Raw genomic sequence first — 14,537 nt, forward strand, 5'->3', positions numbered from 1 at the left:
TCTGCACGCCTCTGGTAAATGATCGCCAATGCACATCGTCCTATTCCCTGGACGCGCAGCAGGCATTCGCGTTTTGCTATTCCCAACCTGTCATAGACGTGTTACCAGCCCTCGCCAACTTCCAAAGCAACCCTTGCACACCGCCGGTGCGGACGATTCGTTCCGGGTGGGGTCGCATTTTTCTTATTTGAAGGAAATTGGCCATGGCTCGCATCATTGAAACGCCGACCGGTTTGGACGCACTCACGTTTGACGACGTGCTGCTGCAGCCCGGTCATTCCGAAGTTCTGCCGGGCCAGACCAGCGTCGCGACACGGATCGCAACCGACTTCGAACTGAATATCCCGATCATCTCTTCCGCCATGGACACCGTCACCGAAAGCCGCCTGGCGATCGCCATGGCGCAGGCCGGCGGCCTCGGCGTCATTCACAAGAACCTCACGCCGGTCGAGCAGGCCGAGCAGGTCCGACAGGTCAAGAAGTTCGAAAGCGGCATGGTCGTCAACCCTGTCACCATCGGCCCCGATGCGACGCTCGCCGATGCGCTGGGCCTGATGAAGATGTATTCGATCTCCGGTATCCCGGTCGTTGAGAAGTCCGGCCGCCTCGTCGGCATTCTCACAAACCGCGACGTTCGCTTCGCCTCCGATCCTTCGCAGAAGATCTACGAGCTGATGACCCGCGAAGGCCTGATTACCGTCAAGGAAAATGTCGATCAGCAGGAAGCCAAGCGCCTTCTGCATACGCATCGCATCGAGAAGCTGCTGGTCGTTGATGGCGAAGGCCGCTGCGTCGGCCTGATCACCGTCAAGGACATCGAGAAGTCTCAGCTGAACCCGAACGCTTCGAAGGATGCGCAGGGCCGTCTTCGAGCCGCCGCTGCTGTCGGCGTTGGTGACGATGGTTTCGAGCGCGCCGAGCGCCTGATCGAAGCCGGCGTCGACCTTCTGGTCGTCGATACCGCCCATGGTCATTCGCAGGGCGTTCTTAATGCCGTGGCGCGCGTCAAGAAGCTCTCCAACTCGGTTCGCGTCATGGCGGGCAACGTCGCCACCTCTGATGGCACCAAGGCGCTGATCGATGCCGGTGCGGATGCGGTCAAGGTCGGTATCGGCCCGGGTTCGATCTGCACGACGCGTATCGTCGCCGGTGTCGGCGTTCCGCAGCTCGCAGCCATCATGTCGGCTGTCGAAGCAGCGCAGGCGCAGGACGTCCCTGTGATCGCCGATGGCGGCATCAAGTTCTCCGGCGACGTTGCCAAGGCGATCGCCTCGGGCGCATCGGCCGTCATGATCGGCTCGCTGCTCGCAGGTACCGACGAAAGCCCGGGCGAAGTTTACCTCTACCAGGGCCGTTCCTTCAAAGCCTATCGTGGCATGGGCTCCGTCGGCGCCATGGCCCGCGGCTCGGCTGACCGCTACTTCCAGGCCGAAGTCCGCGACACGCTGAAGCTCGTGCCTGAGGGTATCGAGGGCCAGGTTCCCTACAAGGGACCGGTATCGGGCGTGCTGCACCAGCTCGCGGGCGGCCTCAAGGCTGCCATGGGTTATGTCGGCGGCAAGGACCTCAAGGAATTCCAGGAGCGCGCCACCTTCGTGCGCATTTCCGGCGCCGGTCTACGCGAAAGCCATCCGCATGACGTGACGATCACCCGCGAAAGCCCGAACTATCCGGGCTCCGGCGTCTGATCATGACAGCGGGCAGCCGGATACCGCTCCGCATCATCGGGCTGCTCGCCATTCTCTGCGTTGCCGCTTTTGGCTGGGCGCTCTTCGGTTTCGTTCTACCCTTTCAGCACGAAACCGGCCGCGCCATGCTCGATACCTATGTCGCAGGCTATGACGAGGCGACTGTCTCGGCCATGCAGTCCTTGCTGAAGGACAATGCCGCCGCCTATGGAATTCTCCGTTCCATGTATCTCGGCCCCGAGCTGGTGTTGCCCGCCTTGCTGGCGATGCTGCTCCTGAGCCTCATCCTCAAGCTCGAGACGACAGGGCGATATTTCGGCAAGCCGGTTCACCCGGCCCTTGTAAAAGCCGTCCTGGCATTGCCGCTCATCTACGCCTTTTCCGATTATGCCGAAAACATATCCAGCCTGATTGCCTTCGGCGGCAGCCCGTCTTCGACCACCGCGGTCACCATCCTGCCCTGGCTGACCAAGCTGAAATTCGCCTCGCTCGCCGTTACCGTGATCGCCATCATCCGCTTCGCGCTGATCCGTTTCGGGCCGAAGGACGAAGCCTAGCGCGGCCAACGCCAGGGCGGGTTCGAGAGCCGCGCGATCATGAATTCCGACAGTGCCTCGATCTTCGCCGGGCGTGCCCGCGCCGATGGCGTGACGAAATAGAGCGCCCCGCTCGGCAGCGTCCAGTCCTGCAGGATCGCCTTCAGCCGCCCGTCCGCCAGATATTCGCTGGCCAGGAACTCCGGAAGTTCGCAGATCCCGAGACCGCGCAGCGCAAGCGGCACCAGAGCTTCGGAATTGGTCGCCCTCAACGGCCCATTGGGCGTCACATATTCCTCGTCGCCCTGCCGGTTCTTCAGGCGCCAGACATCCTGCTTCGGCCGGTAGGAATAGCCGAGCAGGTGATGGGCGGCGAGATCGCGCGGATGGTCGGGGCAGCCGTATTTCTCAAGATAGGCGGGTGCGGCCAGAATGAACGGCGCAACCGGCGCCAGCCGCCGCGCGACCAGCGATGAGTCGGGCAGCACGGCGATCCTGAGCGCCGCGTCGAAGCCGTCGCCGACGAGATCGACGCTGGCATCGCTCATATGCAGGTCGATGCTGATGTCAGGGTATTTTTCGAAGAAATCGGGCAGGATCGGCGCCACCCAGCGCAGGCCGAAGGACATCGGCACAGCCAGCCGGATCAACCCGCGCGGACGGCTGGAGAGTTCACGGGCGGCATTTTCCATCTCTTCCGCCTCGCAATAGATGCGCGTTGCCCGGTCGGCGAGCCGGGCGCCGAACTCGGTCAGCGACAGCTGCCGCGAGGTGCGGTTGAAAAGCCGCGCCCCGAGCCGCTCTTCCAGCCTGGCGACACCGCGCGAGACGGTGGCAACCGAGACGCCGAGCGTTTTTGCCGCGCGAGCGAAGGAGCGTTCCTCCGCCACCTTGGCAAACATCGCGAGGCCTTCGAAATCGGGCAATTTCATTGTTTCAAATCTGCAATGATGACTTTCATTTCTTTCTATTCCGAAATGATTTGGTCGTCCATATCTCAGCTTCAGTCGAACACAAGGAGACGACTGATATGACCCAGAGACTGAATGGAAAGATTGCCGTCATCACCGGCGCCACCTCGGGCATCGGCCTTGCCACCGCCAAACGTTTCGCCGCCGAAGGTGCACGCGTCTTTATGACCGGCCGCCGCGCCGATGTGCTGCAGAAAGCCGTCGCCGAAATCGGCGGCAATGCCACCGGTATTCAGGCCGACTCGGCAAAGCTTGCCGATCTCGACAGGCTCTACGCGCAGGTGAAGGCGGAGGCCGGCCGCATCGATGTGCTCTTCGTCAATGCCGGCGGCGGCTCTTTCGCACCGATCGGCGAAATCACCGAGGAGCAGTATGACGACACCTTCGGCCGCAATGTGAAGGGCGTGCTCTTCACCGTGCAGAAGGCGCTGCCGCTGCTCGCCAAGGGCTCCTCCGTTATCCTCACCGGCTCGACGGCGGGATCGACTGGCACGCCTGCCTTCAGCGTCTATGCCGCTTCCAAGGCTGCTATCCGCAACTTCTCGCGCAACTGGATCCTCGATCTCAAGGATCGCGGCATCCGCATCAATACGCTGAGCCCCGGCCCAACCGAGACCACCGGTCTCGTCGAACTTGCCGGTCAGGACAAGGCGCAGCAGCAGGGCTTGCTCGATCTGCTGGCCGGTCAGGTTCCTATGGGCCGTGTCGGCCGCGCTGAAGAGATTGCCGCCGCCGCGCTCTTCCTCGCCTCCGATGACTCGAGCTTCGTCACCGGTGCCGAGCTCTTTGCCGATGGCGGTATCGCCCAGGTCTGAACCTCATGCCCGCTGCGTCTTTTCGCGGCGGGCATTCCTCTGGCAAGCGCTTTCCTTTTCCTTTACTGCTCTGAAAAATTTGAAAGAAGCGGAAAGGAAATGCCCATATGACCGGTTTCGAGATCTTCTGGCCGATCGTCGGCCAAGTCGTCCTGGTCTTCATCCTTTACGGCCTGCTCGGCTATCGCCGCCGCCGGATGGTGAGGCAGGGCAAGATCAGGATTTCCGAATACCGCGAAAACCGGGATGAGCCGCCGGAGAGCCTTTTCGTCAAGAACAGCATCGCCAATCAGTTCGAGCTGCCGGTTCTCTTCTATGTCTGCTGTGTGCTTCTCTACATCACCGAGGCCGACAATCTTCCGTCGCTCGTGCTCGCCTGGCTCTTCGTCGTGCTGCGCTACGCACACGCCTATGTTCACGTCACCAGCAACAACATGCGCATCCGCAGCCCGCTCTTTGCCCTCGGCTGTGCCGCTCTGCTTGGCATGTGGGCCTGGCTGATCGGCTGGATGGCCTTCAGCGGGTAACGCATATTTGTACACCGCTTGTTTTGCACTGACCTATCTTCGTGCTCGGGCATAGCCCGGGTAGGGAAGAGGAGATCGATATGGACAAGCCGGAAATCACACAGGCGATGATCAGCGCCTATGATGAATACACACATCTGACATTGGACCGCCGCGGCTTCATGGACAAGCTGACGAAGCTTGCCGGATCCGCAGGCGCCGCCGCCGTCATCGCCCCGATGCTGGCGGCAAATAAGGCTTCCGCTGAAATGGTGGCAGCCGGCGACGAGCGGCTGACGGCGAAGGACGTGACTTATCCGGGCGGCAGCGGCGAGATGAAGGGGTATCTCGTTGAGCCGAAGGCCGTATCCGGCAAGCTCGGCAGCGTCATCGTCATTCACGAGAACCGCGGCCTCAACCCGCATATCCGCGATGTCGCCCGCCGCATGGCGCTGGAAGGCTTCATCGCGCTGGCGCCAGACTTCCTGTCGCCGCTCGGCGGCACGCCTGAAAACGAGGATCAGGCCCGCGAGCTCTTCGGCAAGCTCGATGCCGCAGCCACAGCGGCCAATGCCGAAGCGACGCTGAAATATCTGCAGACGCTGCCCAATGCGAATGGCAATGTCGGCGCCATTGGTTTCTGCTGGGGCGGCGGCACGGTCAACAACTTCGCCACCAAATCGCCGGAGCTCAAGGCGGGTGTCGCCTATTATGGCGCCCAGCCGAAGGCGGATCAGGTGCCCGGTATCAAGGCGGCGCTGATGCTGCACTATGCCGGTCTCGACGATCGCATCAATGCCGGCATCGATGCCTACAAGAAGGAGCTGGAGGCCAACGGTAAGAATTTCCAGATCTTCGTCTATGATGGCGTCAATCACGCGTTCAACAACGATACGTCGTCTGCGCGATATGACAAGAAGGCTGCTGATTTGGCCTGGAGCCGCACCGTGGATTTCCTCAAGAAGAACCTGGCCTGATCTTTCGGCTGCCAAGTCATCCACAGGGTTAGACATGAAAAATCGGGGCATTTTGCTCCGATTTTTGTCGAGTTTGACAGTTCGTTAAAATGCGAAGTTTTCCCTTCACGGCGCATGAAGACCTGCATGCCATATCGCTCGGATGCGCCGGTTTGAGACAGCTGCCGCCGCTCAAGAATAAGCTGTGGGGGCGGGTCGGCATGAGCATAGACAATGTGGATCGCATCGGCCTGCGCCGGAAACCGAAGCAGGAGCGCAGCATTCAGCGTTTCGATCTCATCCTGTCCGCTGCCGCCGAGATTATCGCCGAAAAGGGCGTGAGTGCCATGCGCATGACCGAACTTGCGGTCGCCGCCAAGGTGCCGATCGGTTCGGTCTATCAGTACTTCCCGGAAAAAGCGGCGATCGTCAAAGCGCTGTTCGATCGTCATGCCAGCGAGGTGCAGGCCAAGACCGCGCAGGTCTTCGCCAACGTCCACTCACTGGAAGACGCCCTTCATCTCATCGAGGGGATGATCGACTGGTACTACGATGCCTATCGCAACGACCCGACCTATCTCGGCGTCTGGATGGGCACCGAAACCGATCAGGATCTGCTGCGGCTGAACATCGATCACAGCAATCGGGTTGCCGATATCTTCTACGAAGCCGTCAGGCGCGTAGCGCCGGAACTCGAAGCGATCGACATGCAGGCGCGCACCTATCTCTTCAGCCACTTGATTGGCGCCTCGATCCGTCTTGCGGTCAAGAGCGAGGAAGAACTGGCGCTGCGCATGCTCGGCGAATGGAAGCGCGTGATCCGCGCTTCGCTCTTCTCCAAGGCAAGCTGAAACTTACCAGCTCGGCACCATGTTGGCGGCTTTCAGACGCGGGTAGTTGCGCGCATAGGCGGTCTTCAGATCGGCTTCCAGATTGTCGTCGACGACAGCAGGCGTGATGTTGTCGAGGCAGGCCGTGATATGGGCGGTGATCGCATTCATCAGCGAGATCGAAACGCCGGGACGCTTCATGATGCCGATCTGGACCGGGGGCAGGGCGGGGAAGCCGTCTGCTTGGCTGAGCACCTTCATGCCGGTTCTCAGCGCCGATTCCGGCATGACCGAGACGGCCATGCCCGCCAGCACGGCAGCGGCAACAACAGTGCAGGACCAGCTGGTGAACAGGATCTGATGCTCGCGGCCGACGGCATCGAGCGCCGAGCAGGCAAGCTGGCGCCACTGGCAGTCACGGCGCCCGACGGCAAGCGGCACCGGCGCATCGTCACGGATCGGATGGTTGGCGGAGCCGACCCAGCAGAGCGGTTCGGTTCTGACCACATCCGACATGCGTTCGCGCGGGTTATGGGTGACGAGCGCGATGTCGAGCTCGCCCTTGTGCATGCGCTCGGCAAGGTCCACCGATGGTTCACAAACGATATAGAGCTCGACATTCGGATGCGTCTTGGCGAAACGGCCGATGATCTCAGGCATGTAGCGGTCGGCATAGTCATCAGGCGTGCCGATGCGCAGCATGCCTTCGAGACGGTTGTCGTCGAAGGCCGCCATCGCCTCGTTATTCAGGCGGATGATCCGCCGYGCATAGTTGAGCAGCTTCTCGCCCTCGGCCGTCAGCCGGTTGCCGCGGCCGTCTTTGATGAACAGCTGCTTGCCGATCCGTTCCTCCAGCCGCCGCATCTGCATCGAGACCGCCGACTGCGTCTTGTAGACGCGATCTGCCGCCTTTGTGAAGCTGCCGGAATCGACGATGGCGATGAAGGTCTGCAACTGGTCAATATCAAGAGGCGCTGACATGGGCTCACCTATAACGATCTCTGATAATAACCATTAGAAACATTCGTTGGACTGATCAATAGGCCTTTGGCATCTTCAGCGTGCAAATCAAGCAAAGTGAAGGACAGAGACCCTTCTGTCCGCCTTGAGTTCCAGCCCGCATGCCTTCCCGCTCGACCTCGCGGGAGGGGTGGGTTGTTGCGCCCGAAAGAAAGGAGAGTTCGATGCGCATGATTGACCAGACTTTAGAACTCGACTGTGCCACGCAGCCTGTGAGCGTGTCCGCACGCCTTGCCGGCATCCTTGCGCCGCTCGCTGCTCTCTTTCGCGGCTACCGCAATCGCAGAGCAATCAACGGTCTTACGGAGCTTGATGACTATCAGTTGCGGGATATCGGCTTGACCCGCGCCGATATCGCCTCCGCCCTGCTGACATCGACCTTCTTCGAGGACCCGTCACCGCAGCTGACCGACTCCGCCCGCCGCCGCTGGCGCCTGTCGATCTTCCGCTCCTATATCCATTAGGAGCGGACCCTTTTTCCCCGCAGGGTGATAGCCAATAGCCCTGCCTCTTAACCCGGTGACCGCTTTCCCAAGCCGTCTCCGGGTTTTTTTATGGTTTGGAGGAGGGGGAGGGTGCTTTCGGGCGGTAGGCGTCGAAGATCGATTCCAGGTTCTTCTGATAGTTCTTTTGCACTTCCAGCCCGCTGTCAAACATGGTGTTCAGCATATCCATGTAACCCGCCGTCTGCTCCTTCGCCTCGTCTTTCGGAGGCTCCGGCGCTTTGGCCGGTTGCTGCGGCTGGTTCATCCCCGCCATCATGTCCTGGAATGCCTTGGCGAAGGGATTGTCGAGGAACGGGTTCTGCGTCTTCTCCGGTTCAGGCTTCGGCACGCTGAACATCAGCTGCATCGCCTGCGTGAAGGGATTGTCGAAGATGCTGGGCTCGGGTGCGGCCTTCTGCTTCGGCGCAAAACCGGTGCTCTCCAGCCATGTCTGGATCGTCTCGCCCATCGCCGTGTTGACGAAGGGATTGACCGGCGATGACATCTGACCCATCGACTGCTTGAACAGCCCGCCCATCAGCGTGCTGGCGATCACAGGCAGCATCTGCTTGTAGATCTCCTGGCCGATGCCGGTCATCTGTGCCGCCTGAGCCGCAACGGCGCGGGAGACCTCTTGAGAGCCGAACAGTTGTGCAAGGACATTGTTGCCGTCGGTCACGCCCTGCGGCGTGAAGGCCTTGCTCATGTCCTCGAAATACTTGCCGTAATTTCCCGAGGAGACCGATTGCATCAGTCCCATGAAATCATAAGGGTTGCTTGTGCTGCGTTTCAGTCCGGCGGAGAAGGCCGGCATCAGCGCAGCCATCGCCTTGGTCGCCTGTTCCTGCGCAAGGTTGAACTGCTTGGCGATGGCGTCCATCGCCGCGCCATTCTGCGCCTGCATCATCATGTCGAAGAGTGGCAGCATGGGCAGTCCTTCCGCTGTTTAGTGCGTTTGAATCGCTACTATAAACAGAAATAGGAATGCGCAAACGGCTTTTTGCCGGAGACCTTAGTACTGATATTCCTCGAAGACGGGTTCGACGGAACCGTTCCACCGGCCGTTGAAGCGGGCGAGCAGATCTTCCGCGAGTGTCGCCTTCTTGGCCATCACCTCATCGAGCGGCGATAGGAAGATCGTTTCGTCCTGGCCTTCCTTGTTGAGGCGATTGCGCGACTTGAGCCCGGCCTTCGAAATGGCGAGCACATCCTTCGCTGCGTCGAACAAGGCATGACCACGGAACGAAGCCTTCAGGCCCTCGGCCGGAACGGCATTGCGCAGGGCGACGACCTCTTCGAACGTCCAGTCCTTGGTAAACTGGTCGGCAGCTTCGAGTGCCGCATCGTCGTAGAGCAGGCCGACCCAGAAAGCGGGCAGCGCACAGATCCGGCGCCACGGGCCGCCATCGGCGCCGCGCATCTCGAGGAAGCGCTTCAACCGCACATCGGGGAACAGCGTCGAGAGATGGTTGGTCCAGTCGCCCATCGTCGGCTCCCAGTCCTTGATCTCGCTCTTCAGCGCGCCGTTCATGAACTGGCGGAAGGTGACGTGGGTACAGTCCTTGTAGCGGCCGTCACGGACGATGAAATACATCGGCACGTCGAGCGCCCACTCGGCATAGTCCTTGAAGCCGAAATCGTCGCGGAAGGTGAAATCAAGCGGGCCCGAGCGGCGGTTATCTGTATCGGTCCAGATGTCGCCGCGCCAGGAGAGCAGGCCGTTCGGCTTGTTTTCGGTAAACGGCGAGGAGGCAAACAGCGCTGTCGCGAACGACTGCAGCTTCATCGAAACGCGCATCTTCTTGCGCATGTCGGCCTCGGAAGAGAAGTCGAGGTTCACCTGGATCGTGCAGGTCCGGTACATCATGTCGAGACCCTTGCTGCCGACCTTCGGCATGTAGCGGGTCATGATGTCGTAACGGGATTTCGGCATGCGCGGCGTTTCCGCCAGTGTCCATTTCGGGCTGCCGCCGATGCCGAGGAAGCGGATGCCCATTGGCTCGGCAATCTCGCGAAGAACGGCGAGATGCTGGTTGGATTCCCTGCAGGTCTCGTGGATGGTTTCGAGCGGAGCGCCCGACAGTTCGAACTGGCCGCCCGGCTCGATCGAGATCGCGCCCATGCCGTGCTGTTCGCCAAGGCCGATGATATTCTCACCGTCCATGATCGGCTCCCAGCCTGATCGTGCCTGCAGGCCCTTCAACAGCGCGGAAATGCTGGCGTCGCCGGCGTAGGGAACGGGGCTGTTGTCGGCGCGGAAGAAGGCGAACTTCTCATGCTCGGTGCCGATGCGGAATTTTTCCGTCGGCTTGTTCCCCGCAGCAAGATAATCGGTCAGCTCCTGAACCGAAGAGAGCGGTGTCTGGTCGGTGGTGTCGCGAGCCATGCAAATCTAACCTGTATTCTGGGGGAACGCCTTTTGGGCGCGGCAATGGAAGGGTGATTAGGACCGCTCTCAGGTATGTTGCAAGTGAAATTCTTTCAACGCCGGTTCAAAAAAATAGCATCCTGTATCTTGAGTGAATAGGCGCAAGGTTAATTCCAGTCGCCGAGCGCTGCCTGGATGACGGCCATTGCCGCCACCGCAGCGGTATCCGCCCGCAGGATTCTCGGGCCGAGCGGGATGGCGGTGACGAAATCGAGGCTGCGCAGCCGGGTGCGCTCCTCCTCCGAAAATCCGCCTTCAGGGCCGACCAGAAGCGCCAGCTTCCTTTCGGTGATCGCCGAGAGCAGGGGCAGCGGGTTTTGCCCTGCATCGCCCTCGTCGCAATAGATGATCCGCCGATCGCTGGACCAGCCGTCGAGAAGATCGAAAAGTCTCACGGGTTCGGCGACATCGGGAATGCCGAGAATGCCGCACTGCTCTGCCGCCTCGATGACGTTGGCCTTGAGCTTGTCGAGATTGGTGATCTTGCCCTGCACGTGCTGGGTCATGACCGGCTGCAGAACGCCGGCACCCATCTCCACCGCCTTCTGCACCAGATAGTCCAGCCGCCCCACTTTCAGCGGCGCGAAGAGATAGTGAAGATCGGATGGCGCCGGCTGAGGCCGCGTCTGTTCGACCGGTGTCAGCAGGATGCGCTTGCGGGTCGGAAAGGCGAGGGTGGCTTTCCATTCCCCATCCCGGCCGTTGAAAACGAGAATCTCCGCGCCGTCGGTCAGGCGCAGCACATTCGCCAGGTAATTATACTGGTCGGAGCTGGCTTCGACGGCGGCATTGGCGGCAAGCGGTGCGTCGATGAACAGCCGCTGCATGCGGAAATTGGCGCGCATTCTAGATTTCCCGGTCAAACGAAGAGGGCGAACATAACCCAATAGAGCAGCGCCGCAAGCGCGCCCGAGGCCGGAACGGTGATCACCCAGGCGGCGATGATCGTCATGAAATGCGACCGGCGCACGAGATAGCGGCGGCGGGTTTCATGGACGTTCGGATCGGCCGGTTCGTCGATCGCCCAGCTCTCCGCCTTATGGCGCATATAGGCGATGCGGCGCTTCGAGTTGCGGGTGTACCATTCGCGGAAGAAGCCGACGCCGAAGACCGAGCCGACCGCGATATGCGTCGTGCTGACCGGAAGGCCGAACCAGGAGGCGAGGATGACGGTAAAGGCGGTCGACAGCGCCACGCAATAGGCGCGCATCGGATTGAGCTTGGTGATCTGTTCGCCGACGAGACGGATCAGGCGCGGGCCGAACAGCAGCAGACCGACCGAGATGCCGAGAGCGCCGATCAGCATCACCCAGAGCGGCGGGGCGATCTCCCCGTGAACGGGCAGAAGCGTCGTCGAGCGCACGATGGCCGAAAGCGGGCCGACCGCGTTCGAAACGTCGTTTGCACCATGGGCGAAGGAGAGCAGGGCGGCAGAGCCGATCAGCGGATATTTGAAGAGGATACGCAACGAGCTGTTGCGGTTCTCCAGCCCCTCGGATTGGCGGCGTACGATCGGCCGGGCGATGAGCCAGCAGACAACGGTTGTCGCCAGCCCATAGGCCAGCACCGTCGTTGCCGGGAAACGGTCCGGTGTCGTGAGTTGCAGGATCATATAGGCCGTAAATGCGCCGGCCATTGCCGCGATCAGCACAGGCACCCAGCGCCGGGCCGCCGCGATCTTGTCGTCGCGGTAAATGACGAAAGTCTTGACGAGGAACAGCAGGCCGGCTGCGATCACGCCGCCGATGATCGGCGACGTCACCCAGCTCGACGAGATTTCCGCCATCACCCGCCAGTTGACCGGCTCCGGGCCGACGGCAGCGATGCCGGCGCCGATGACCGCGCCGACAATCGCATGGGTGGTGGAAACGGGTGCATTCAGCCAGGTCGCGAGATTGATCCACAACGCGGCCGCCATCAGCGCCGCCATCATGATCCAGGCAAGCAATCCTTCCGGAACCTGCACGGCATCGACGATGCTGGACGAAATGGTCTTCACCACTTCGCCGCCGGCAATCGTCGCGCCCAGGATCTCGAAGATCGCGGCAATCACCAGCGCCTGCGCCATCGTCATCGCGCGTGCACCGACGGCGGCGCCGACATTGTTCGTCACGTCGTTCGCGCCGATATTCATTGCCATGTAGGCGGCAAGCGCGGCAGCGGCGATGATCAGCACCGCACTCGGTCGGTCGAAGACGTAGACCCCGGCAAATAGCATCGCGAGACCGAGGAACACCAGGCCGATGCCCGGCGCGATCAGCTTGCGCGCAACGAACTTCGAGGCATCCTCGACGTGGCTATACTTGTCGAGGTCCTTGTCGAGCGTGCGTTTTGTAAGGACAGGTGTCTTCTCGGCCATGCTCTTTCCTGGAAGGAATCCTGCTTTAACGCTGTCATTCCTAACAGCGCAAGATGGCAGGAATCATTCCGCCGGAATCTGCTTGGCGCGGCTTGCCTGAAGATGTTCGTCGATGCGGCGCTTGAACTGCAGGAACAGGTCGCGAAGCTCCGGCTCACGGACCCGCTTGCAGGCCTCGTCGCAGGAAACCCACTCGATCGTGCGTTCGCCCTTTTCCTTGAAGTTCTTGGCAAGCTCGGAAACCTCGAGCGCATAGACCTGCACCTTGCAGCTCACCTTCAGTCCATCCTTCAGGACCTTCGGATAGCTGTAGGCGCCGAGCGTCTCGTGCTCGACGCTGCCGCGCACGCCTGCTTCTTCATAGGCTTCGCGGGCGGCGACCTCATAGGAGCACTTGCCGTTCATCGGCCAGCCCTTGGGGATGACCCAGCGGCCGGTATCGCGGCTGGTCATCAGCAGGACCTCGACGTCGTTGCTCTTCTTCTTCATCCGATAGCACAGCGCAGCATACTGCTGTCTCGGCGGACGCCGGAACATCAGCTGCATGTCGGAGGCTAGGCGGGAGAGAAGAGTCAACTGTCGGGTCACCTTTCGAGTCGTTTCAAAGAATCATTAATATTAGCATGTGCTGGAAAGCTTGCGCGATCCATGCGCCATTTAACGGTGCATAACGCGGCTATGGTTTTTAATAGGCAAATCTCACGCCGCAGCGGGTCGAAATTCCGGCAAAACCTGTTCTGTTTCCGCCTTTGCACAGGTGTTCAATATGGGGCCTTCTTGCCTTTCGTTCAATGCCCATATCAATCTGGGGATATCGTTTCCTGTTGATGACCGCCATGCGCCTTCCGCCACTCAATTCAATCAGAGCTTTCGAAGCCGTCTGCCGTCGGGGCAGCGTGCTCAGGGCTGCCGAGGAGCTCGGTGTCGTGCGCGGCGCGGTGCGTCTGCAGATCGCGGCGCTCGAGAATTATTTCGGCGAGAAGCTCTTCACCCGTGAAGGTCGCCGCCTCGTGCCGACCGACCGGGCCAGGGCTTTTGCCGAAGCGGCAACGGCGGCCTTCTCCCTGTTGCAGCATGCCGCCGGTGACCTGCAGAAGGACGATAGCCGCAGGCTCCGTCTCGGCGTTCCATCTGCCTTCGGCATCTGGTGGCTGATGCCGCGCATCGGTAGCCTGCAAAGGGCGCTTGGCGATACCGAGATCGATATCGTGCCGATGGCGGTCGCCGAGCCGCTGTTGCAGCATCCGGAGCTCGATGCCGTCATCATGGGTGGCGAATACCGCCCCTCGGCCGGTGTCGCCGCCATTCGCTTCATGGAAGACGAGTTCGGTCCGGTGGCTGCACCCCAACTTGCCGCCACCTTCGGCAGCGATCCCATGGGCATGGCTACGGCTGCCATGCTCGTCAGCCGCAGCGTGCCGAAGCTTTGGGACGAATGGTTTGCCGAAAGCGGCACGCCAGCAGTCAGCTTCGCCCGCCGTCAGGAATTCGAGGATTTGCTGCTGGCGCTCGGTGCCGCCCGATCCGGGCTCGGTGTAGCGCTCGCCCCGCGCGCGTCGATCGAGGATGATCTGGCGCGCAATATTCTGACCGCTCCCTTCGGCTTCATCCGTCGCCCGGCAGGCTACAGCCTCTGTTGCCGCACGACCGATCTCCGAAAGCCGCATTTCACCGCATTGCGCGACTGGCTGGTCAAGGCAGGCGAGGGAACCGAATAGGGCAGATTTACTGCCGTATCGGCAGCGGATTATCCATGCCGCGCGGTCGCGGTGGGCATTATGACGGTCATCAGCGACAGGAGGTGGCATGAAAGAGGCCGCGCCCAGCATTGAAAGAACGGATTTCTGAGATGCAGATGATCTTGGGACAGTCACGCCTTGCGTCGTTTGGCTTACCTTACTTGGGTTTTTGGGAACTCAATGAAGGAGAGCAAATCGTGACTG

At 61.0% G+C, this 14,537-nt stretch carries 15 protein-coding genes; 8 read left to right on the forward strand and 7 right to left on the reverse strand.

The features are described 5' to 3' along the window. Nucleotides 1–203 precede the first annotated feature (203 nt). On the forward strand, nucleotides 204–1,688 hold the full coding sequence (guaB, locus tag AC1DIJ_RS19045; protein ID WP_112387687.1) for an IMP dehydrogenase: 1,485 nt from the start codon (nucleotides 204–206) through the stop codon (nucleotides 1,686–1,688). A 2-nt stretch (nucleotides 1,689–1,690) separates the two neighbouring features. Further along, complete coding sequence (locus AC1DIJ_RS19050; protein WP_112387688.1) at nucleotides 1,691–2,245, forward strand: hypothetical protein; 555 nt, start codon at nucleotides 1,691–1,693, stop codon at nucleotides 2,243–2,245. Here the strand turns inward: AC1DIJ_RS19050 and AC1DIJ_RS19055 are convergent. Further along, a complete protein-coding gene (locus tag AC1DIJ_RS19055; RefSeq protein ID WP_112444518.1) occupies nucleotides 2,242–3,156 on the reverse strand; it encodes a LysR family transcriptional regulator in 915 nt (304 codons plus the stop codon). The two genes, AC1DIJ_RS19050 and AC1DIJ_RS19055, sit on opposite strands and share 4 nt — an antisense overlap. A gap of 98 nt (nucleotides 3,157–3,254) precedes the next feature. On the opposite strand from AC1DIJ_RS19055, the gene AC1DIJ_RS19060 reads away from it, so the two are divergent. The 4 genes from AC1DIJ_RS19060 (at nucleotide 3,255) to AC1DIJ_RS19075 (ending at nucleotide 6,323) form a co-directional block, all read left to right on the forward strand. After that, nucleotides 3,255–4,010, forward strand: coding sequence for an SDR family oxidoreductase (locus AC1DIJ_RS19060; RefSeq protein ID WP_112387710.1), 756 nt, complete (start codon nucleotides 3,255–3,257; stop codon nucleotides 4,008–4,010). A 107-nt stretch (nucleotides 4,011–4,117) separates the two neighbouring features. Then, nucleotides 4,118–4,537, forward strand: coding sequence for an MAPEG family protein (locus AC1DIJ_RS19065; RefSeq protein WP_112387690.1), 420 nt, complete (start codon nucleotides 4,118–4,120; stop codon nucleotides 4,535–4,537). 80 nt (nucleotides 4,538–4,617) lie between these two features. Then, nucleotides 4,618–5,493: a dienelactone hydrolase family protein gene (locus AC1DIJ_RS19070; protein ID WP_112387691.1), complete on the forward strand. Its 876-nt coding sequence runs from the start codon at nucleotides 4,618–4,620 to the stop codon at nucleotides 5,491–5,493. Between the two features lie 200 nt (nucleotides 5,494–5,693). Beyond that, nucleotides 5,694–6,323, forward strand: a complete 630-nt coding sequence (locus tag AC1DIJ_RS19075; protein WP_112387711.1) for a TetR/AcrR family transcriptional regulator — start codon at nucleotides 5,694–5,696, stop codon at nucleotides 6,321–6,323. A 3-nt stretch (nucleotides 6,324–6,326) separates the two neighbouring features. Here AC1DIJ_RS19075 and AC1DIJ_RS19080 read toward each other — a convergent pair whose 3' ends face one another. Continuing rightward, nucleotides 6,327–7,283: a LysR substrate-binding domain-containing protein gene (locus AC1DIJ_RS19080; RefSeq protein WP_112387692.1), complete on the reverse strand. Its 957-nt coding sequence runs from the start codon at nucleotides 7,281–7,283 to the stop codon at nucleotides 6,327–6,329. A 203-nt stretch (nucleotides 7,284–7,486) separates the two neighbouring features. Here AC1DIJ_RS19080 and AC1DIJ_RS19085 point away from each other — a divergent pair, with 203 nt between their 5' ends. Then, on the forward strand, nucleotides 7,487–7,786 hold the full coding sequence (locus AC1DIJ_RS19085; protein WP_112387693.1) for a DUF1127 domain-containing protein: 300 nt from the start codon (nucleotides 7,487–7,489) through the stop codon (nucleotides 7,784–7,786). Between the two features lie 88 nt (nucleotides 7,787–7,874). Here AC1DIJ_RS19085 and AC1DIJ_RS19090 read toward each other — a convergent pair whose 3' ends face one another. The 5 genes from AC1DIJ_RS19090 to AC1DIJ_RS19110 form a co-directional block, all read right to left on the reverse strand. Continuing rightward, nucleotides 7,875–8,735 (reverse strand): DUF937 domain-containing protein, encoded by an 861-nt coding sequence (locus AC1DIJ_RS19090; protein WP_112387694.1) that lies wholly within the window; start codon nucleotides 8,733–8,735, stop codon nucleotides 7,875–7,877. Between the two features lie 84 nt (nucleotides 8,736–8,819). Next, nucleotides 8,820–10,193: a glutamate--cysteine ligase gene (locus tag AC1DIJ_RS19095; protein ID WP_112387695.1), complete on the reverse strand. Its 1,374-nt coding sequence runs from the start codon at nucleotides 10,191–10,193 to the stop codon at nucleotides 8,820–8,822. 149 nt (nucleotides 10,194–10,342) lie between these two features. Continuing rightward, complete coding sequence (locus AC1DIJ_RS19100; RefSeq protein ID WP_112387696.1) at nucleotides 10,343–11,080, reverse strand: 16S rRNA (uracil(1498)-N(3))-methyltransferase; 738 nt, start codon at nucleotides 11,078–11,080, stop codon at nucleotides 10,343–10,345. Nucleotides 11,081–11,094: 14 nt separating this feature from the next. After that, nucleotides 11,095–12,594, reverse strand: coding sequence for an inorganic phosphate transporter (locus AC1DIJ_RS19105; protein ID WP_112387697.1), 1,500 nt, complete (start codon nucleotides 12,592–12,594; stop codon nucleotides 11,095–11,097). A 63-nt stretch (nucleotides 12,595–12,657) separates the two neighbouring features. Then, the gene (locus AC1DIJ_RS19110; protein ID WP_112387698.1) at nucleotides 12,658–13,170 is read right to left on the reverse strand and encodes an NUDIX hydrolase; all 513 of its coding nucleotides are present in this window, start codon (nucleotides 13,168–13,170) and stop codon (nucleotides 12,658–12,660) included. Between the two features lie 260 nt (nucleotides 13,171–13,430). Here AC1DIJ_RS19110 and AC1DIJ_RS19115 point away from each other — a divergent pair, with 260 nt between their 5' ends. Continuing rightward, on the forward strand, nucleotides 13,431–14,312 hold the full coding sequence (locus tag AC1DIJ_RS19115) for a LysR substrate-binding domain-containing protein (protein ID WP_112387712.1): 882 nt from the start codon (nucleotides 13,431–13,433) through the stop codon (nucleotides 14,310–14,312). Nucleotides 14,313–14,537: the final 225 nt, after the last annotated feature.

This window comes from Rhizobium sp. 10N427 (assembly GCF_056394605.1).